Annotated in this window: 17 protein-coding genes and 1 pseudogene; 7 read left to right on the top strand and 11 right to left on the bottom strand. The window is 59.5% G+C overall.

Annotated elements, in window-relative coordinates; translation table 11 throughout:
- Genes IPI80_RS09515 through IPI80_RS09505 form a run of 3 tightly spaced genes read left to right on the top strand, consistent with a single transcriptional unit; the run spans position 1 to position 1,933 of the window.
- Positions 1 to 825, top strand: coding sequence for an ABC transporter permease (locus IPI80_RS09515; protein WP_413859441.1), 825 nt, complete (start codon positions 1 to 3; stop codon positions 823 to 825).
- The gene (locus IPI80_RS09510; RefSeq protein ID WP_413859439.1) at positions 822 to 1,343 is read left to right on the top strand and encodes a nitrous oxide reductase accessory protein NosL; all 522 of its coding nucleotides are present in this window, start codon (positions 822 to 824) and stop codon (positions 1,341 to 1,343) included. Before IPI80_RS09515 ends, IPI80_RS09510 begins: the two co-directional genes overlap by 4 nt.
- A 2-nt stretch (positions 1,344 to 1,345) precedes the next feature.
- Positions 1,346 to 1,933: a nitrous oxide reductase accessory protein NosL gene (locus tag IPI80_RS09505; RefSeq protein WP_413859437.1), complete on the top strand. Its 588-nt coding sequence runs from the start codon at positions 1,346 to 1,348 to the stop codon at positions 1,931 to 1,933.
- Between the two features lie 24 nt (positions 1,934 to 1,957).
- On the opposite strand, the gene IPI80_RS09500 is transcribed toward IPI80_RS09505, so the two are convergent.
- On the bottom strand, positions 1,958 to 2,935 hold the full coding sequence (locus IPI80_RS09500; RefSeq protein WP_413859435.1) for a GMP reductase: 978 nt from the start codon (positions 2,933 to 2,935) through the stop codon (positions 1,958 to 1,960).
- Positions 2,936 to 3,076: 141 nt separating this feature from the next.
- Positions 3,077 to 3,673, bottom strand: coding sequence for a chalcone isomerase family protein (locus tag IPI80_RS09495; protein ID WP_413859433.1), 597 nt, complete (start codon positions 3,671 to 3,673; stop codon positions 3,077 to 3,079).
- Between the two features lie 154 nt (positions 3,674 to 3,827).
- On the opposite strand from IPI80_RS09495, the gene IPI80_RS09490 reads away from it, so the two are divergent.
- Positions 3,828 to 6,221, top strand: a complete 2,394-nt coding sequence (locus IPI80_RS09490; RefSeq protein WP_413859431.1) for a UvrD-helicase domain-containing protein — start codon at positions 3,828 to 3,830, stop codon at positions 6,219 to 6,221.
- A gap of 57 nt (positions 6,222 to 6,278) precedes the next feature.
- Here IPI80_RS09490 and IPI80_RS09485 read toward each other — a convergent pair whose 3' ends face one another.
- From IPI80_RS09485 to IPI80_RS09465, 5 genes are all read right to left on the bottom strand, one after another.
- Positions 6,279 to 6,839, bottom strand: coding sequence for a FlgO family outer membrane protein (locus tag IPI80_RS09485; protein WP_413859429.1), 561 nt, complete (start codon positions 6,837 to 6,839; stop codon positions 6,279 to 6,281).
- Positions 6,836 to 7,507 carry a hypothetical protein gene (locus tag IPI80_RS09480; protein ID WP_413859427.1) on the bottom strand — a complete coding sequence of 224 codons (672 nt, stop codon included), beginning with the start codon at positions 7,505 to 7,507 and terminating at the stop codon, positions 6,836 to 6,838. Before IPI80_RS09480 ends, IPI80_RS09485 begins: the two co-directional genes overlap by 4 nt.
- Positions 7,508 to 7,680: 173 nt before the next feature.
- A complete protein-coding gene (locus IPI80_RS09475) occupies positions 7,681 to 8,400 on the bottom strand; it encodes an iron dicitrate transport regulator FecR (protein ID WP_413859425.1) in 720 nt (239 codons plus the stop codon).
- Complete coding sequence (locus IPI80_RS09470) at positions 8,397 to 9,176, bottom strand: BPSS1780 family membrane protein (protein ID WP_413859423.1); 780 nt, start codon at positions 9,174 to 9,176, stop codon at positions 8,397 to 8,399. Before IPI80_RS09470 ends, IPI80_RS09475 begins: the two co-directional genes overlap by 4 nt.
- Positions 9,173 to 10,159 (bottom strand): homoserine kinase, encoded by a 987-nt coding sequence (locus IPI80_RS09465; protein WP_413859421.1) that lies wholly within the window; start codon positions 10,157 to 10,159, stop codon positions 9,173 to 9,175. The genes IPI80_RS09470 and IPI80_RS09465 overlap by 4 nt, the downstream gene beginning before the upstream one ends.
- A 132-nt stretch (positions 10,160 to 10,291) precedes the next feature.
- Here IPI80_RS09465 and polA point away from each other — a divergent pair, with 132 nt between their 5' ends.
- From polA to IPI80_RS09450, 3 genes are all read left to right on the top strand, one after another.
- Positions 10,292 to 13,081, top strand: coding sequence for a DNA polymerase I (gene polA, locus IPI80_RS09460; protein WP_413859419.1), 2,790 nt, complete (start codon positions 10,292 to 10,294; stop codon positions 13,079 to 13,081).
- Positions 13,082 to 13,149: 68 nt separating this feature from the next.
- The gene (locus IPI80_RS09455) at positions 13,150 to 13,920 is read left to right on the top strand and encodes a hypothetical protein (protein ID WP_413859417.1); all 771 of its coding nucleotides are present in this window, start codon (positions 13,150 to 13,152) and stop codon (positions 13,918 to 13,920) included.
- A 206-nt stretch (positions 13,921 to 14,126) separates the two neighbouring features.
- Positions 14,127 to 14,900 carry a ZIP family metal transporter gene (locus IPI80_RS09450; protein ID WP_413859415.1) on the top strand — a complete coding sequence of 258 codons (774 nt, stop codon included), beginning with the start codon at positions 14,127 to 14,129 and terminating at the stop codon, positions 14,898 to 14,900.
- On the opposite strand, the gene IPI80_RS09445 is transcribed toward IPI80_RS09450, so the two are convergent.
- From IPI80_RS09445 to IPI80_RS09430, 4 genes and pseudogenes are all read right to left on the bottom strand, one after another.
- Positions 14,897 to 17,245: a CHASE domain-containing protein gene (locus IPI80_RS09445; protein ID WP_413859413.1), complete on the bottom strand. Its 2,349-nt coding sequence runs from the start codon at positions 17,243 to 17,245 to the stop codon at positions 14,897 to 14,899. The genes IPI80_RS09450 and IPI80_RS09445 overlap by 4 nt on opposite strands.
- A 109-nt stretch (positions 17,246 to 17,354) precedes the next feature.
- Positions 17,355 to 18,248 (bottom strand): annotated as a pseudogene (locus IPI80_RS09440) (sulfurtransferase).
- A 14-nt stretch (positions 18,249 to 18,262) separates the two neighbouring features.
- The gene (locus tag IPI80_RS09435) at positions 18,263 to 19,150 is read right to left on the bottom strand and encodes a DMT family transporter (protein WP_413859411.1); all 888 of its coding nucleotides are present in this window, start codon (positions 19,148 to 19,150) and stop codon (positions 18,263 to 18,265) included.
- The gene (locus tag IPI80_RS09430) at positions 19,150 to 20,292 is read right to left on the bottom strand and encodes an aromatic ring-hydroxylating oxygenase subunit alpha (protein WP_413859409.1); all 1,143 of its coding nucleotides are present in this window, start codon (positions 20,290 to 20,292) and stop codon (positions 19,150 to 19,152) included. The genes IPI80_RS09435 and IPI80_RS09430 overlap by 1 nt, the downstream gene beginning before the upstream one ends.
- Positions 20,293 to 20,336: the final 44 nt, after the last annotated feature.

Raw genomic sequence — 20,336 nt, 5'->3', positions numbered from 1 at the left:
ATGCAGAACCTTGAATGGCGACAGATCGCCACATTGACCGGCAAAGAGTTCCGCGACCGCATGCGCAACCGCTGGGTGCTGGCCGTGGCGCTGGTGTTTACCGTGTTCTCGTTGGTGATCACGTATTTTGGTGGCGCGCAACAAGGCCAAGTGGGCCTGCGCTCGATTGAGTTCACCATCGCCAGCTTGGTCAGTTTGGTGATCTACCTCATCCCGCTGATTGCGCTGTTGCTGGGCTTTGATGCCATCGTGGGTGAGCGCGAGCGCGGCTCGCTCGATCTATTGCTATCCCTGCCCATTACCCGGCTGGAGTTGTTGTTGGGCAAATACCTGGGGCTGGCGGCGGCGCTCACCTTGTCTACCGTGGTGGGCTTTGCGCTGGACGCGGTGCTGCTGTTTCGCCAGTTCGGCATGGCTGGCCTCTACCATTACGTCGGCTTCATGCTCAGTTCGGTGTTGCTAGGCTTGGCTTTTTTGAGTTTGGCGCTGCTGCTGTCAGTGGTGTCCCATGAGCGCACCCGCGCATCAGGCTTGGCCATTGCACTGTGGTTTGGCTTTGTACTGGTCTTTGATTTGCTGTTGCTGGGACTGTTGGTCGCCAGCGGTGGTGAATTTGGTGGGCAGATGCTGGCCTACATATTGCTGCTAAACCCTGCCGACATATTCCGTATCCTCAATGTTTTTTCACTGGACCAAATGCGCAGCCTGTATGGGCTGACCAGTATCGTGCCACCGGCCCTCGCCAACCCTTGGCTGATGGGTAGCGCCATGGTGGCCTGGATCACCGCGCCATTGGCCATTGCAACCTGGAGATTTCGCACATGAAGCCCTTCCGCCCATCCCTTCTTTTGGCAACGTTGTGTACAGCCGCTTTGCTGAGTGCCTGTGGTAACAAGGCTGAAACTGCGGTGGTTGCCGTGGAGATTGACCGTGCCACCACCTGCGAACTGGACGGTATGCTACTGTCCGACTTCCCCGGCCCCAAGGCGCAGATTCATTTCAAGGGCGAAGACAAGCCGAGTTTCTATTGCGACACGGTCGAGATGTTCAACACCTTGCTCAAGCCCGAGCAGGTGAAAGCCCTGCGCGCTGTGTTGGTGCAAGATATGGGCAAGGCGAACTGGGATGACCCCCGTGGCAATTGGTTTGACGCCCGTACCGGCTTTTATGTACTGGGCAGCAAGCTCAAAGGCTCCATGGGGCCCACCATTGCCAGCTTCGCACAAGAGGCAGATGCCAAGGCCTTCGCTACCAAAAATGGTGGTCGTGTGCTGCGTTTCTCAGAGGTGAAGCTGGACATGGTCGATCTCAGTGGCGGCGCGGTGCACGACACCAAGATGTAGCAATGGCCTCGGGCGATCGGTTGGCTTGGGTATTTTTTTCTGTGGCCGCAGTCGGCTTGCTGATGAGCGACAGCGTGCGCACTAACTCTGGGGCAGCACCTGAGGATGTGTGCATCGTCGCCCCACCCACACCCTACAACCCAGCGTCTGGCGTTGCGTTGCATGCCCCGCGTGTAGTGCCAACCGATGCGCGTTGCCCGGTGTGCGGCATGTACCCTGCGCGTGCCAAAGGCTGGGCCGCACAGGTGGTGTTTGACAACGGCGATACCCAATTTTTTGACTCCCCACTGTCGCTCTACCAGTACCTTCAAGATGTGGGTCGCTTTACCCCGGGGCGCCGTGCGCAAGACATTACGGCTAGCTATGTCACGGCGGTGGATGCCGATACCTGGATCGCCGCTGGTGCCGCATCCTACGTGTATGGTTCATCCGCGTTGGGCCCCATGCGGTCTGGCAATTTGCCGGCATTTTCCCAGCGCCAAGCTGCCCAGCAGTTCGCGAGTACTCGTGGCGGCGTGGTGGTGTCGGCCGAAAACATCACTCCAGAACTGCTGCAAAACCTCAGCACCACACCGCGGCACCGGCATTAAACCAATGCTGCGCGGTAGGGCGGTTTACATCAATAAATGCTCTCCCGCGTTGTCCCCCCCGAGGGTTACGTAGTTCACCTTGCGGATGTCCATCAGCTTCTTGCCGCCCGAGTAGCTGATCGAGCTTTGAATGTCTTGCTCCATCTCCACCATCGTTTCGGAGAGTTTGCCTTTGATAGGCTCCAGAATGCGTTTACCTTCTACGTGCTTGTATTCGCCTTTGTTGAAGTCGCTGGCCGAACCGTAATACTCTTTGTATAGTTTTCCGTCCACCTCCACGGTTTGGCCGGGACTCTCTTCATGGCCGGCCAGCATGGAGCCAATCATCACCATGGTGGCACCAAAACGGACGCTCTTGGCAATGTCACCATGTTCGCGGATGCCGCCATCGGCAATGATGGGTTTGGTGGCCACTCGCGCGCACCACTTGACCGCACTGAGCTGCCAGCCGCCAGTGCCAAAGCCGGTTTTGAGTTTGGTAATGCATACCTTGCCGGGACCGATGCCGACCTTGGTGGCGTCGGCACCCCAGTTCTCCAGATCAATCACCGCCTCAGGCGTGGCCACATTACCGGCGATGACGAAGCTGTCGGGTAACTTTCCCTTGATATAGCCAATCATGTTTTTCACACTGTCCGCATGGCCATGGGCGATGTCAATGGTGATGTACTCGGGCACCAACCCCAAAGCCACGAAGGTATCCACAGTGGCGTAATCTGGCGGTTTGACACCCAGTGAAATGGACGCGAACAGGCCCTTGGCCTTCATGTTTTTGACAAACTCCACGTTGTCAAAGTCAAAACGGTGCATCACGTAGAAATAGCCGTTCTGTGCCAACCAGACACAGATCTCTTCACTGACCACTGTCTTCATGTTGGCCGGCACCACCGGAATGCGAAAACTGCGTCCGCCCAGCTCCACGCTGGCGTCGCATTCTGAGCGGCTATCTACCCGGCACTTGCGGGGTAATAGCAGGATGTTGTCGTAGTCAAAAATATCCATGGTCCAAGCCTTCCATCACGAATTTAGAAAATACAGTCTCTGTGAGCGCTTGGACGGGACCGGCGAAAAAAAACCGGCTCCCAAATGCTTGGGCCCGGTAATCGATTGTATACAGAATGTGCGTCGACGGTGCCGTAGTGGTTATATCTGGCCCAACAAGGCAGCCCTGGCTTGCGCATCGGCAGGAGAATCGCCCATCCAGACCGCCATGGCAGCCCGGAAAAACTCAGGTTCACGCATCGGGTTTCCCTGCATCTTGGTACCCACATAAATCACCATGCCGGTGATGGGTATCCAGTCCACGGTCATGATCTCACCGGACTTGAGAACCGTATTGGCCTTGAAGATGTTGCCAATGTTGACCAGACCGGGGATCAGTTTAGCCATGTCGGTCCTGGAGGCTGTGGCTTCTACACTGCGGTTGAACATCTTGACGATGGGTGCGGTGTCAACTTCCTTGATCGCTGTGAGTACCAAACGCTTGGGTCCTGGAGAGGCAATCAGGGTGTCAAGCGATTTGAACTTGCTCTTGGCGTAGATATGGGCCACGTACTGTGGCGCCTTGCCGCTGAACACCACACCGGCTCCGTTAAGCACCAATTTGTTGTTGTAAATGGTCAGTGTGTCTTCGACCTTGACCCCGCTGATATCCAGCGTTACTGAGAGTGCTGACCCCACTGCCAGGGCCAAAGCGGTACCTACCAAAAGAGATGTGCAACGGTGGATCAGAGGTGTCATTCGGCGCAGCTTCATAACAAACGAAGGTGAAGGGCGGGATCATACTGGCTGCGTTGGGCGAATTTCCGCCTACTGGGGAAGACACCTAGTCAGTGAGCTTGCAACCCCAAGGTGCTGCGCCTTTCTACAATTGGGGATGTATTCAATGTCAACCATGCCAGCCACAGACTCTTCACCGCTGCTTTCTTCCCTCAATCCGGAACAACGCGCCGCCGTCACGCTACCGGCGGAACATGCGCTCATCCTGGCTGGGGCGGGCTCGGGCAAGACGCGGGTGCTGACCACCCGCATTGCCTGGTTGCTGCAAAACGGCTATGTATCGCCGGGCGGCATTCTGGCGGTGACGTTTACCAACAAGGCTGCCAAAGAGATGATGGCGCGCCTCTCGGCCATGCTGCCGGTGAACGTGCATGGCATGTGGATCGGAACGTTCCACGGTCTGTGTAATCGCTTGTTGCGTTCGCATTTCAAGCTGGCCAACTTGCCACAGGCTTTCCAGATTCTGGACACACAGGACCAACTCAGTGCCATCAAGCGCCTGTGCAAGCAAAACAACATCACGGATGATGATGAACGGTTTGCGCCCAAACAACTCGCCCGATTCATTGGTGGCTGCAAAGAGGATGGCATGCGGCCCGCGATGATGGATGCGCGCGACCCGGAAATGCGCAGGAAGGTGGAGATCTATCAGCTTTACGAAGAGCAATGCCAGCGCGAAGGGGTGGTGGATTTTGGTGAGCTGATGCTGCGCTGCTACGAGCTGCTGCGCGACAACGACCCCATTCGCGAGCATTACCAGCGCCGTTTTCGCCACATTCTGATTGATGAGTTTCAGGACACCAACAAACTGCAATACGCCTGGATCAAGATGCTGGCCGGACAGGGCGACGCACAACAAGCAGGATTTGCAAGCCCGGACACCCCCGGTGGTGCTGTGTTGGCCGTGGGCGATGACGACCAAAGCATCTACGCCTTTCGCGGAGCGCGGGTGGGCAACATGGCTGATTTTGTGCGCGAGTTTGCTGTGCAGCACCAGATCAAGCTGGAGCAAAACTACCGCAGCTACAGCAACATTTTGGACAGCGCCAATGCGCTCATCAGCCACAACCGCAGCCGTCTGGGCAAGAATCTTCGGACTGACCAGGGTGCTGGTGAGCCGGTGCGCGTTTACGAGGCGCCCACTGACTTTGCCGAAGCGCAGTGGATGGTCGACGAGATGAAGCAACTGGTGCGCGACAGCGGAGTTGAGGCCGGCTACGCCCGCAAAGAAATTGCCGTGCTCTACCGCAGCAACGCACAAAGCCGGGTGATTGAGACCGCGCTCTTCAATGCGGGCATGCCATACCGGGTGTACGGTGGCCTGCGCTTTTTCGAGCGCGCTGAAATCAAGCATGCACTGGCATACCTGCGCCTGTTGGAGAACCCCAATGACGACACCAGTTTCATGCGGGTGGTCAACTTTCCAGCACGCGGCATTGGTGCGCGCAGCCTGGAGCAATTGCAGGATGTTGCGCGCGCAACCGGCTGCTCCCTGCACGACGCGGTGAGTGCCCTGACCGGGCGGGCCGGTGCTGCGATTGCTGGCTTTGTGGCCAAAATCGACGTGCTGCGTGAACAAACGGCCGGCATGAATCTGCGCGACATCGTTGCCCAAATGCTGGACCAGAGCGGATTGGCTGAACACTACAAGGTCGACCGTGAAGGCGCGGATCGGCTGGAAAATCTGGACGAACTGGTCAACGCGGCTGAAAGCTTCGTCATGCAGGAAGGCTTTGGGCGTGATGCCGCCGCTATGCTGTTGGCGACGGCTGGCCAAAGCCCGGCCAGCCAAGGCTTGGATGGTGATGCGCTTGACGGATTCTTGTCCGACGATGCTATCGGTGACACTGGTGAGACTCTGTCGCCGTTAGTGGCCTTCCTGACCCATGCAGCACTGGAGGCGGGCGACAACATGGCCCAGGTCGGGCAGGACGCCATTCAGTTGATGACGGTGCATTCCAGCAAAGGCTTGGAGTTTGATGTGGTTTTCATCACCGGAATGGAAGAAGGCCTGTTCCCGCATGAAAATTCCATGAACGACCGGGATGGCCTGGAAGAAGAACGCCGTCTGATGTACGTGGCCATCACCCGCGCACGCAAACGCCTGTACCTGAGCCACTCGCAGTCGCGCATGCTGCACGGCCAGACCCGCTTCAACATGAAGAGCCGCTTCTTTGACGAGCTGCCGGAAGCCGCACTCAAGTGGCTCACGCCCAAGCAACAACCCCTGGGGCGTGGCTGGAGTAGTGCGAGCTACGCTACGAATACAGGAGCGTCTTACGTAGATTCGACGAGGGCTGGAGGTACATTTGGTCAGACAGTTTCTCGCAAGGAAGAGCCCAAGCATGGCCTGCGTTTGGGCATGCTGGTGTTCCACGCCAAGTTTGGCGAGGGCACGGTGTTGACGCTGGAGGGGGTGGGCGACGATGCGCGGGCCCAGATCAACTTCCCGCGCCATGGCACCAAGTGGTTGGCGTTGAGTGTGGCCAAGCTCACGCCGATTCCATGACGACGTAAAAAAGCCCGGTCGAAGCCGGGCTTGATTCGGTTACGAGAGTGGCTGTGTTCAGCGGCCCGACTGGGCTTGCAGCATGCGGGTTACGTCCTTGTCGTTCGGCAAGGCGTAGTCGTAGCCACGGATGATGCGGCTGTCTGCGGTGCGCACAAACTTCAGGCTGACGTAAGTGAAATTAGCCGCTGGGGAATAGGTTCCCACCAGGACCATGCTGGCGTTGTGGCTGCGGGCAATGTCTTTGATTTCGCGCGACAACATCAACTCGCCGGTTTCTTCGCGGATGAACACGTCGCCGCGCAGCTTCATTTCCTTGACATTGAAGCCAGCCGCTGCCATGTTGGAAGCGTATTGCTCGGATAGCGTGCGACCCAGCGGTGCTGTGCGGCGCATGTCGTTCACGTTGACAATGGTGGCAACCAACACCGGCATGTCACCCGAGGGGCCACGGTCAAACTCGGCGACCAGCTTATTGATGGCTTCTTTATTCAGCGCAACAAACTTGCTGGCTGCAGCTTCGTCATACGTGGGGTCATTGCGAATATTGGAGGGAGCGCCGCAACCGGCCAGCAGAGCCGCAGCAGCAACCACAGAGAGGATCAGTTTGGAGTTCATTGGCCAACCACCTTAATGACTTGGGGATACCTGTATTGAAGCAAGGTTGTGTCTGCTTCTTCAACGTAGTACACATCGGTCTTGCGCACCAGGTAGCGCCCGCCCGAGGCAATGGTCGTAGTCAGGATCAGTTCGGTGGCGGTTGGGCCACCGGAGCTTTCGCTGGCAATGTAATCCGCACCGACTGCAGCCGCCAAACCGCCGGCCATTTTGTCACCAACGTTGGGGTTCAAGCCCAAACCATAGGCGGCATACAGGCCCGCCGTGATCATGGTGAAGCGTCCTGGCAGGAAATTGGGGCGCGGGCTATTGTGGCGCACCACTTGCGTCTCGTAGCTCACTTCCAACGCCTGATCGGGCGACTGTTGCACCACACGACCAGCCTTGACCAGATCGGTAATCAGGAAATTGTTGAACGCCCTGTCAAAGGCTGTTGGGTTGGCGGGCAGGGCCACATACAGGTTGCCAGAAACACCGAGCTTGCTCAGCGACTCCAGGGTCTGTTTTGCAACATCGTTGGACACCTGGCCCCAATGGCCAGCGGATCGGACCTTGGGTTCCACGGTAAGGGGGAAGTTAGCGGAAACTGGAATCGGTGACGAAGCGCAACCAGCCAACACAGCGGCTCCAGCTCCGAGTGCCAAGAGTTTCAAGGTTTTGGGAATCAAGGTAGCCCCCTTTATCCATAGTGGGTGAAACAAAGGCGCCAGATTAGTCGCGCCAATAACGTGTTTCATTATCAATCGATCCGAACCATAAAAACAAGACAAATCAACACCTTCTACCGCATTTTTCATGTTGTTTGGTGGATTTGTTGTGGCTTTGGCAACACGTTGACAGGTCAGCCCCCGTATTCACGCCCATGCGCTTCGTCCCCTTTTTTGCCGGCAATCTGCCATGCGGTGCGCTGATTGACCAGACGTGCCAAGTACTCAAGTTCTTCGTCAGTGTGGTTGATGGCGCGTGCCGGCGTGAGTGATGCCCCCCCGTCGTTGCCACCTTCAGCCCACACAGCCTTGTGGTAGGTCGATACGGATACCTCATGGTCGGCTCCAGAGGTCAGCTCCACTGTGCCATAACAGTTGCAGAAATAGGACCGGTTGGCATCGGCGCCAAATATCTCGGTATAGACACCAGTTCCGCGGATGCCCGCAGTCAATGTGGGGGTGATGATCTGGCGGCTACTGCCCTTGCCCCACACGCTAATAACAGCGCCAGTCAACAGGCGCAACAGGCTGACGGCGCTCAAGGTGCTGCCCCGCTCGACCACCATGTTGGAGTTCTGGCGTACGTGAAATGCCGAATTTCCAATCACAAAAATCAGGGTGGACTTTGGCCCGGTCATGATGGCATCGCCTGTTTGCACCGACTGATTGGCTATCAAGCGTTCCCCGTTGACGGTTGCGTCGCCCACCAACTCCACAATATTGCCACGGGACTGCGCGTGTGCGGCTCCCAAGCTCCCAGCCGCCGTCCACGCGGCCGCGGCTTGTAGAAAACTGCGTCTCTGGAACCACAAAAGCTCACTATCGGTTCTGCCTTGCAAAGAATGCTGTGTCATGCGTCTTCTCCTGTAGGGAATTCAAAACTGTCGCGGAACGTGAAGTAGATGGAGGTGAAAAACATGGCCAACACCAACATGACAGCAGGGTACAGCATCGCGGCCACGGCCTCGGCGCTGCCCATCATCGCCCCCAACATTGCCATGATGATGCCAAAAATCAGAAACATGCCAGTCCAGGCCAGCCCAAAGACCATAAAAGCCCGTATGTTGCGCAGGCAGGCGACCAGGCTGAAGAACAAGCTCTTGACCGGCGCAATGCCATGCCAGTGCACCAGAGCTGGTGCATGCCAGAACAGAAGGGACAGGGGCAAGTACAGCGCGGACACCACCAGGATGGCCAACTGGAAATCGCCTTCTTGCAGCATCTCGCTGGTGATGGGAGCGCCCATCAGGTACAGGCGGGCGCATTTGCCACCATCAATCAGGGCGGAAAATGCCAGTATCAGCACAAAGCCAGCGGCGTAAAGCGCACCCAGCACTGACATTGCGCGCATTTGCTGGCGTCCAGCGCGAAAGGCACTGATCAGCAGAACGGGCATGGGGAATTTGCCATTGTCGGCTTCACGGGTTGCGGCCATCAGGCCCAGGGTCGCGGCCGGCAGCAGGGCCAGCGACAGCACATTGCCCACCACCGGAACGATGCTGATCACAGATACCAGCGCCAAAAACATAAAAAACAGGCCCGATAAAGCCAAGGGCTGGCGAAAGAAGGTTTTTACTCCCGCCTTGACCCAATGGATACCCCTGCGGGCCGGGACGATCTGAAGTTTCATGCAGTGATCTGGGAAATGGTCAAAGGGTGGAGGATACGCTGGCGCAGCACACGCAGGAAGTGATCTGGATCATGGGCCTGCAGCAGGTTGGCTTCACGGGGCAGATGCAGGTCCCACAGGCGTGACAGCCAGAAGCGCAGCGCACCGGCCCGTGCCATGGCTGGCAACAGGGTGCGTTCCTGTGCCTCCAGTGGGCGCACAGCTTCATAGGCGACCATGAAGGCGCGGGTGCGTTCCAGGTCGGTGGAGCCGGTGGTCAGATCAATGCACCAGTCGTTGAGACTAACGGCAATATCAAAAAGCCAGGTGTCGACGCCCGCAAAGTAAAAATCAAAAAAACCGCTCAGGCTGGGCGTAGCCAGTGCGTCAGCGGTAGTCTCAAACATCACGTTGTCGCGGAACAGGTCGCCGTGGATGGGACCACGGGGCAGGGCGCCATAGGTGGACAGTGTGGCCACATGGTTCTGGTAGGCCAGTTCGCTTTGCAGCAGCGCGGCCTGGTCGGCGGGCACAAAGGGCAGAACCACCGGCACGGTTTCATTCCACCAGTCCAGCGCACGCAAATTGGGTTGTTGCATGCCAAAGTCGCGTCCGGCCAGGTGCATGCGCGCCAGCATGTTGCCCACCAGGGCGCAATGCGGTGCCGTGGGTGCCAGTTCGCTTTTTCCCCGCAGACGGTTGACGACAGCCGTTGGCTTGCCATTGAGCATGTGCACCACGTCGCCGTCGCGGTTGGTGGCCGGATCGGGTACGGGCACACCGTGGTGGGCCAGGTGCTTCATCAGGCGCAAATAGAACGGCAACTGTTCAAACGAAAGGCGCTCGAAAAGGGTCAGCACATAGGCAGCCTGGTCGGTGGTGACGAAGTAGTTGGTGTTTTCAATGCCGCCCGAGCAGCCCGCCATGGACTCAAGCGATCCCAGTTGGAGGTAGTGAAGAAATTCCTTGGCCTCGTCAAACGAGACTTCTGTGTAAACCGCCATGTGTGCGTTAGCCCGAAAGTCACAATCCCGGTGAGCCACAGTGGGCCCGTGCGGGTGGGAGATGGATATGCAAAGTGTGAATGCCGATTGTAGGGCCCACCGCAGCCGTGCCGGGACAGGCAAAATGCCGCCATGACTGACAAGAAAACCCTGCTGCTGGTGGATGGTTCCAGCTACCTGTACCGCGCCTTTTTTGCGGGTGGCGGTGATATGAGCATCACCCTGGCCGATGGCACGGTACAAAAAACCGGCGCGATCCGCATCATCATCAACATGATGAATAGCCTGCGCAAGGACCACCCTGCCGACTATTACGCCTGTGTGTTCGATGCCAAGGGCCCGACCTTTCGCGATGCCATTTATCCGCAGTACAAGGCGAACCGCGACCCCATGCCCGATGACTTGCGCAGCCAGATTGCACCCATCCATGAGGTGATTCGGCTCTTGGGCTGGACCGTTCTGGACCTGCCCGGTGTGGAGGCCGACGACGTGATTGGCACGCTGGCGGTCACGGCAGCAGCGCAGGGCATTGAGGTCATTGTGAGTAGTGGTGACAAAGATCTGGCGCAGCTGGTCAACGAACACATCTCGATCATCGACACCATGAACGGCAAACGCCGCGACCTGGCCGGCGTGGAGGCCGAGTTTGGCGTGCCCGCGCGGCTGATGCTGGACTATCAAACCTTGGTGGGTGACACCGTGGACAACGTGCCCGGCGTACCCAAGGTTGGCCCGAAAACTGCGGTGAAGTGGCTGCAGGAATACGGATCGCTCCAGGGCGTGGTGGACAACGCCGCCAACATCAAGGGTGTGGTGGGTGAAAACCTGCGTCAGTCGCTGGATTGGTTGCCCACCGGCCGCAGCCTGCTGACCATCAAGACCGACTGTGATCTGAAAGACTGGTTACCCGATTTGCCTGCTATGGATTCGATAGTGCTTCATGCACAAGATACGAGGGCTCTGGCCACTTTTTATGAAAAATATGGCTTCAAAGGGTTGGCGAAGGCACTAGGTGGAAGCGATGCTGGGCAAGCGCAAGCTGGACAGGCGCAAACGTCGCCGCCCGGTCTGTTCGACGAACCCGAAGCGGCCACCAATGCACCGGGCTCCCGCACCAGCAACCTCGCTTGTGAGGCCATTCTGACCTGGGAGTCCTTTGACGCCTGGCTGGCCCAACTCGAAGCCGCCGAACTTACTGCGCTGGACACCGAAACCACCTCGCTAGACGAAATGCGCGCCGAAATCGTGGGTATCTCGTTCAGCGTCAAACCGGGCGTGGCGGGCTACATCCCGCTGGCCCATCGCTACCCCGATGCCCCCGAGCAACTGCCACGCGACGCAGTGCTGGCCAAACTCAAACCCTGGCTGGAGAACCCCAAGGCACGCAAACTAGGCCAGCACATCAAATACGACCGCCATGTGTTTGCCAACCATGGCATTGAAGTGCAGGGTTATGTGCACGACACCATGCTGCAAAGTTACGTGTTGGAGGCCCACATGCCGCACGGCCTGTCCAGCCTGGCCGAGCGTTTTTTGGGGCGCAGCGGCATCACCTTTGAAGACCTGTGTGGCAAAGGCGTCAATCAGATTTGTTTTGACCAGGTGGATATTGCCAAGGCCACCGAATACGCCTGCGAAGACTCGGACATGACGCTGGAAGTGCACCAGGTACTGTGGCCGCAAATCCAGTTGAACGCCAAGCTCACATTCATTTACGAGCTGGAAATCGCCAGCAGCGAGGCGCTCTACCGCATCGAGCGCAATGGCGTGCTGATCGATGCGCCAACATTGGCCAAGCAAAGCCATGAGCTGGGCCAGCGCATTCTGCAACTGGAAACCGAGGCGTACGAAATTGCCGGCCAGCCATTTAACCTTTCCAGCCCCAAGCAACTGGGCGAAATTTTCTTTGACAAACTGGGCATGCCCGTGGTCAAAAAGACCGCCACCGGCGCACGCAGCACCGACGAAGAGGTGCTGGAAAAACTGGCTGAAGACTTTCCGCTACCCGCCAAGCTGCTGGAGCACCGCAGCCTGGCCAAGCTCAAGGGCACCTACACCGACAAGCTGGCCCAACTGGCGCTGCCGCGCACGGGCCGCGTGCATACCCATTACGCGCAAGCGGTGGCGGTAACCGGGCGTCTGAGTAGCAACGACCCCAACCTGCAAAACATCCCCATCCGCAACGCAGAAGGCCGCCGGGTGCGCGAAGCCTTTGTGGCACCACAGGGCAGCGTGATTGCCAGTGCCGACTACTCGCAGATCGAGCTGCGCATCATGGCGCATATCAGTGGCGACGAAGCTCTGCTCAAGGCCTTTCACAGCGGGCTGGACGTGCACCGCGCCACGGCGGCCGAAGTGTTTGGTGTGGCGCTGGACCAGGTGAGCAGCGAGCAGCGCCGCTACGCCAAGGTTATCAACTTTGGCCTCATTTACGGCATGAGCGCCTATGGGCTGGCACGCAACTTGGGCATCGACAACACGGCGGCCAAGAACTACATCCAGCGCTACTTTGAACGCTACCCCGGCGTCAAGCAATACATGGAAGCCACGCGCGAAACTGCCAAGAGTCAGGGTTACGTGGAAACCGTGTTTGGGCGGCGCCTGCAACTGGCCGGCATTAAATCCGCCAAAGGTGCGCAACTGGCCGGCCTGGAGCGCGCCGCGATCAATGCGCCCATGCAGGGCACGGCGGCTGACCTGATCAAACTCAGCATGGTAAAGGTGCAGCAGGTGCTGGATGCCGAGCACAAAGCCACCAAGATGATCATGCAGGTGCACGACGAACTGGTGTTTGAAGTGCCAGAGGCCGAAGTGGATTGGGTCACGGTCGAGATCCCGCGCCTGATGGCCGGCGTGGCCGAGCTCAAGGTGCCGCTGTTGGCCGAGGTGGGCGTGGGGCCGAACTGGGACAAAGCACATTGAGCTATTTGTTCCCAACACCATTTGTCCCTCGCGTTGCAAGATTGAACCAAAAGCCTTACCGTACAAGAATGGCGACGTTCAACAACAATGAGAGCAGCGCCATGGCGAGCACAAGTAAACGAAGACTTTTTTTAATGACAGGACTCAAAATGCGCAAAATGACTGAACACGCTTTGTTGGTTACGGCCAGTTTGATGATGCTGGGCGGTTACGCTGTCGCGCAGCAGTCGCAGCCTAACCCCGTCGACATGACTTTTTTCGTAACCAGCGTCGGCCCTGGAAACGGCGCGGACCTGGGGGGCCTCGAGGGTGCGGACAAACATTGCCAGGCCCTGGCGAAGGCGGCTGGCGGTGGTGATCGTCCGTGGCGCGCTTACCTCAGTACCCAGGCCCCCGCGCTGAGTGACCCGCGCTTCGTGAACGCGCGCGACCGGATTGGCGCTGGCCCTTGGCAGAACGCATATGGCATCGTGATTGCCAAGAACGTTGAAGACTTGCACTCGACCAATAGCAACCTTAATAAACAGACTGCAGTGGACGAAATGGGGCGACCCGTGAACAGCCGCCCGGCTACGCCGCTGAAGCACGATATGCTGACCGGTTCGAGGCCTGACGGCACCGCTTTTCCCGGCCCACCGTTTCCGGACATGACCTGCGGAAACTGGACCAAGAGCGGGCCTGATGGCGCGGCGATGCTCGGCCATCACGATCGCACGGGCCCGACCACGAACGCATGGGGCGTATCCTGGAACTCGTCTCACCCGACGCTGGGTTGCAGCCAGGAAAAGTTGCGCCCTACGGGGGGCGACGGGCTGTTCTACTGCTTCGCGGAAAAGTGAGGCCGGAGCACCCGGACCGGGTAGTGGCACAGTCTGTGCCCGAAGCCCAGGTCTGTGGCGACGTCGATGATGGCATGAGGTGGGCTGACAAAAATGGTGGCGATCTCAAGAAGGTGGGAATCACTGGTTTTTGTTTTGGGCGGTTGTGCTGGTGTGTTTTCTAATTAGTATTGGCCCTATCCCTCATGGAATATACGTAGCACGCTATGACTTTGGTAGCAATTATTATTGGCACTCTGGTCGCTGGCATCGGCTCCGTGTGGCTGGCGGCTGCCCTGAGCTTTGGCTTGCTGGCGCGCTACACCCAGCACATGCTCAGCCTGGCCGCCGGCGCCCTGATGGCCACGGCCTTCATGCACCTGTTGCCAGAAGCGTTTGAAAGCCAGGTCAGCGCGCATGATTTGTTTTTGGTGCTATTGCTGGGCCTGGTATTTTTCTTTCTGCTGGACAAGGCCGAGCTGTGGCACCATGGCCACGAGCACCACCACCACGACGCTGCGCACCACCATGAGCTTGCTGCGCCCCAGCCCGGTAGCTGGGCCGTGCTCACCGGTGACAGCGTGCACTGCTTTGGCGATGGCATTCTGATTGCCTCGGCCTTCATGGCCGATATGCGTCTGGGCACACTGGCTGCGCTGGCCGTTCTGGCGCACGAGGTGCCCCACCACATGGGCGATCTGATGGTGTTGCGTACGGGAGCCAACAACCGGCGCATGGCACTGGTCAAGGTGTCCCTGGCCGGTGCTGTTACCGCGTTGGGTGGGCTGATGGGTTACTGGCTGGTGGACCAGTTGCACGACTACCTGCCGTACTTTCTGGTGGTGGCCTCCAGCAGCTTCGTCTACGTGGCCCTGGCGGATCTGATTCCACAACTGCAAAAGCGCCTGACATTTCCACAGACGGTGGCACAGGTTACCTGGCTGGGTGTGGGCATGGGGCTGGTCACGCTGCTTAGTGGTCTGGCCCGCCACGGCCACTAAGCGCCGGTTGTCTCAATCTGCGGCGCCAGCAGCGGCAGCGTAACCACAACGGTGGTGCCCACGCCCAGCTCAGAGTGCAGCTTTAGCTGACCACCCAACGTCTTGGTAACCAGGTTCTCGACGATAGACATGCCCAAGCCCGTGCCGCCCCTGCCAATTTTGGTGCTAAAAAAGGGCTCGAACATACGTTCCAAAATGTCCGGCGCAATGCCTTTGCCATTGTCCCGGAAGGTGAGCGTGACTGTGGCTGCTTCGGCGCGGGCGTGGATGGTGAATTCCCCTTGGGCCATCCCATCAAAGGCGTGCAGGTAGGCGTTGTTGATCAGGTTGATCACCACCTGACCCAGCGGGCCCGGGTAGCTGTCCATGCGGATATCGGCGTCAACGTCTTGCACCATGCGGTGGGGCATGTGCTTGAGGCTGGGAGCCAGCGTGTCGGTGATCTCCTGCACCACCTGGCGCAGGTTGAACACGCGCCGCTGTTCGCTGGCCTGGTCGGCGGCCACCTGGCGAAAATTCTTGAGCAGGTCTACCGCACGTTCCAGGTTGCGTAGCATCAGTTCATTACCCTCGTGCACCTGGGTGACAAAGTGGTTCAGGTCGGATCGGCGCAGCGCCCCGCTGGCCAGCAGCTTCTGGAAATCCTGTGCCTGTGCGGTCAGGGTGCTGGCCGTCATCATGCTGTTGCCCATGGGTGTGCTCAGTTCATGGGACACGCCTGCCACCAGGGTGCCCAGTGTGGCGCGGGCTTCGCTACGGGACAACTCGTCCTGCGAACGATGCAGATTTTCCATAGCGTCCTGCAGCTGGGCGGTGCGTTTCTGCACCCGCTGTTCCAGCGTGGCATTGAGCTCTTCAATACGGGCCTGGGCCGCCTTGCGCTCGGTGATCTCGGTGATGGTGCCGGCAAACACTTCGGGCTTTCCGTTGAGTGCCCGCGCGACCAGCTTGCCTTTGAGGGCCACCCAGACCCAGTGGCCATCCGCATGGCGGTGGCGGTATTCGGTCTCGACGGAAGGTGCGTCTCCCCGCATGTGGCGCCGCATGGCATCTTTCAAGATGGGAATGTCGTCCGGGTGGCACAACTGGTGCCAGGTGTAGTTGGGGATGGCGCGCCATTGCGCGCGGGTCATGCCGCCAATGGCGAGCCAGCGATCATTGACTTGTATTTCGCTGGTTTTGGAATTGAATTCCCAGGTACCCATGTCGGCGGCCTCGATGACGTCGTGCAGGCGCTGGCTCTGCGCAGTCAGCGATTCCTTGGCCAACTGGGTCTGCCTCTGCGCCTGCTCCGTGGAGTGCCGGCTGCCCTGCACGCGGGCAATGGCCAGCAACAGCAGCAGGGTCATTGCCAGGCCGGCAGCCGTGACGCCGGTAGAGTGGCGCAACAGTGGCGCGGCTTCAAAGGACGGTCGCGGGTGCAGCACGATTTCCCAGGCCTGGCGCGCGAAGTCCACCGTCGTCGCCTGGTCTAGCGGACCCAGGCTGCGCCTGGCGGCCATGGCAGCGGTGAGGTCGGTGGCGTCGCCCAGCCAGGTGTAGATGGGCTTGCTGTCAGCTGAATGAAGGTCGTAAACCAGCATGTCGAGCTTGGCACCGTCGGCCCGCTGCGTGGCTTGCTGGAACAGGGTTGGCAGGTCGATCACGGCGGTCATATAACCGTTCACGCTGCGGTCGACACGGTACACCGGAGTAGAGATGGCGATGCCCATGTCACCCGAGGCTACCTTGCCATTCTTCATGATGTTGAGTACGCCAGACGCCGCAGGCAGTCCCGTCATGGCCGCACTGTGTTTGGAGGCCATGCGCTCGGGGCTGAAGCTCATGTCGTAGCCAGCGGTGGCGTAGTGTTCAGGCCATCCATAAAGCACGGGCAGGTATTCGTTTCGGTCGTGCACCGGTTCCCATCCGGTTCGTTGCGCGTTGGGCTGGAGCACGCGATACTGGGGTTGTCCAGTTGCGCGGGCCTGGGCCTCGAAGCGCCGCAACTCACTGGCCTGCACAACGGGCTGCCATTCCAGAAAATTGATGCTGTTGACGTTAACCAGCATGTGCTGGGCGTAGCGGTTGAACGCATCGCGCGACAGGTTTTGCTGCGTCTCCACCATCAGACCGGCACCGCGCACCGCCTCGATGGTGCGGCTCATTTCCAGGTCAAAGGCGCTCAGCACCGTTTGTGTGGCCGCCGTGCGCAGTTCGCGCGAGCGCAGTTGTTCGGTCTCCCGGAGCAACTGACCGGCCAACACACTGAGCGTGCTGCCAACCACCAGCACCAGGGCCAGCACCAGAAAGTCCTTCCATCGGCGGGCGGCAGGTTGGGGCGCTGGGGCGGTAAGGCCAGTCATGGGCGTATTGTCATGGACGGCGCCAGTTTGCGGTAGAAATCCGCTTGTTCGCGCACGTCCAGTGCGGGGCGGGAAATCAAAAGGATCGTGGGCTAACCGCCCAGCCACTCTACCCCTGCGCGATGGGGGCGTCGGGCGTGTTGCACCATTCGCTCCAGCTTCCGGCAAACAAGGCGGTGCGGCCCAGTCCGGCCACTTCCATGGCCAGCATGTTGGGCACGGCGCTCACGCCGCTGCCGCAGTGGTGCACCACGCTGGCAGGGTCTCGCCCACCCAGAAGCGCCAAAAATTCGGCCTTGAGCTGCTCCGCCGGCTTGAAGCGGCCGTCCGCACCAATATTCTGGGCAAACGGACGGTTGAGTGCGCCGGGAATATGGCCCGCCACCGGGTCAAGCGGTTCCACCTCGCCACGAAAGCGCGGTGCAGCCCGCGCGTCAATCAGCGTCTGGGCCTGGTCGCCCACGCTGTGGTTCAGGCTGGATGCTACGGTTTCGATAGTGGCCAACGTAGTACATGCGAGGGCTAGCGCATAGTTTGTCATGGATATTTGGGTTGACGGGCCGCTCTGCACCGCGCCACCCGCCGTCTGTCAGGCTTGTCAGCCGCCATCCAGCACCGCCACATTGTCATGTCCGATCCACTTGAGCATCCACCACAGGCGTCCGCAGTAGTTGGCGCCCTGGCGGTCATAGACCACGACCTGTGTGCCGTTGGTCAGGCCCACCGAACCCAGCCAAGCGGCAAAGGCCTCGCGCGTGGGCAGCGGGTGGCGCCCACCACTGGCTGCGGTGCCCGGTGCGGCTTTGCCGCTGACCGGGTCTTTGGCCGCGCTCAGGTGGCGGTCCATGTGCGCGTACAGCGCGCCGGGGACGTGGGCCTCTGTGTACTGGGCTTCGCCGGTTTGTGGGTTGGTCAGGTCAAAGCTGCAGTCAAAAACCAGGCAGGGTTGGCCGCTGGTGAGCAGTGTCTGCAGTTGTTCGGCCGAAATCAGGGTGGTGTACATGGTGTGTGAGTCCTTCAGTGGTCTTCCGCTGGCGTGTTGGGCATGGCACGCGAGCGCAGCGCAGTGGCCAGTATGCCGCTGGTCACGATGACCGCGATGCCAGCCCAGCCAATGGGGGCAATCTGATCGCCAAATAGTGCCAGACTGTAAATGGCTGCAAAGATGATGCCGCTGTATTGCATGCTGGCCACTACCATGGTCGCGCCATGGCTGTACGCGCGGGTCATGCACCACTGGCCCAGAGACGCCAGTACCCCTATGGGAATGACCCAGGCTGCAGCCAATGCACTTACGTCCGACCAGGGTGTCAGACCGGTAAACAGGGCGCCCACGGCACCGACGATCACGGTGCCAAGTGAAAAATAGAACACGGTGCGTACCTCGGGTTCACCCACCTTGCCCAGGGCCGTGACCTGCAAATAGGCGAGGGCTGCGCCCATGCCGGAGAGCAGGCCGACAACGCCGGCAAAGAGCTGGTCGTGGTCGATGGTGGGGCGCAGGGTCATGACCACGCCGGCAAAGCCCAGTAGTACCGTGCCCAGCAGTGGTCCCTGGCGCTGGGCCTGACCGTAGAGCAGGGCGCCGCCCACGATGAAGGCGGCCACCCAGACGCCACTCATGTAGTTGAGCGTCATGGCAGTGGCCACCGGCAGGTGGGCAATGGCGTAGAACCAGGCGCTGAGCGACAGGATGCCAATGGCGCTGCGCCACACGTGCATCATGGGTACGGGGGTTCGCAGCGGGGTGCGGCGCGCCCGCAGAACCACCGCCATAAAGATGACGCTGACGATGCCGCGGTAAAAAACCAGTTCCATGGTGCCAAAACTGGCCGATGCGAACTTGACCCCGACCGCCATGGAAGCAAACAGGAACGCGCCCAGAACCATCCACAGTGCTTGCACTAGATTCCCAGTTGTCGGCGGTACCAGGCGTGGAAGTGCTGCATGCCGTCTTCCATGGGGCTTTGGTAGGGGCCGACTTCGTTGTCGCCACGCGCCAGCAGGGCCGCGCGACCGGCGTCCATGCGCTCGCCGATTTCGTCGTCCTCAATGCAGGTTTCCATGTAGGCGGCGCGTTGCGCTTCGACGAACTCGCGCTCAAACGCGGCAATTTCTTCGGGGTAGTAAAACTCCACCATATTCATGGTCTGGTTCGGCCCGATGGGGTGCAGGGTGGAAACCGTCAGCACGTGCGGGTAGGCTTCGACCATGATGTGCGGGTAGTAGGTGAGCCAGATGGCGCCAAAGTCGGGCGCTTTGCCGGCGCGGTAGTCCAGCAGCGCCTTGTGCCAGCGTTTGTAGACCTCGGTGCCGCCACCGGCTTGCGAGGCCGCCAGGCCTTTGGCTACGCCCACGGTTTGTACCGAGTAGTTGTCCTTGAACTCCCAGCGCAAATCGTCGCAGGTGACAAATCCGCCCAGACCTGGGTGGAACGGGCCTACGTGGTAGTCCTCCAGGTAGACCTCGATAAAGGTCTTCCAGTTGTAGTTACAGGTGTGTAGTTCCACATGGTCGAGTACAAAACCGTCAAAACCCAGTGCGTTGCGTGGGCCCATGCCGGCCAGGTCGGTGGCAATGTCGCGGCCATTGTCTTCAAACAGCAGGCCGTTCCACTCGCGCAGCTTGTAATTGTTGAGGTTCAGGCAAGGGTCATGGGCAAAGTGGGGCGCGCCAATCAGGGTGCCGGTGGGCATGCTGGCAGTGGGGCTGGCGCTGTAGGTCCAACGGTGGATGGGACACACGATGTTGCCGGCGCCGTTGTTGCCCAGGTTGCCGCGTCCTTGCAGCATGAGGGCCTGGCGGTGGCGACAGACGTTGGAGAGCAGTTCAATGCCGCTGCCGTTTCGCACCAGGACGCGCCCCTCTTTCTCTTGCGGCAGGGCGTAGTAGTCGCCCACGTTGGGCACACTCAGGGCGTGACCCACGTAGCGTGGTCCTCGCTGAAAAATGTCTTGCATTTCGCGCTGGTACAGCGCCTCGTCAAAGTAGCTTGAAACTGGTAGTTGGCAATTTGCCTGCTGCAGTTGAAGACTTAAATCAGACATGTTGTCCTGACCTAAAGACTCCCCACAGGGGGATGCGCACCATG

The organism is Candidatus Aalborgicola defluviihabitans (assembly GCF_016705985.1).
GTDB lineage: Bacteria > Pseudomonadota > Gammaproteobacteria > Burkholderiales > Burkholderiaceae_C > Allorhodoferax > Allorhodoferax defluviihabitans.
The sequence above is the reverse complement of the archived record's forward strand: the minus strand, read 5'-3'. Positions and strand labels throughout refer to the sequence as shown.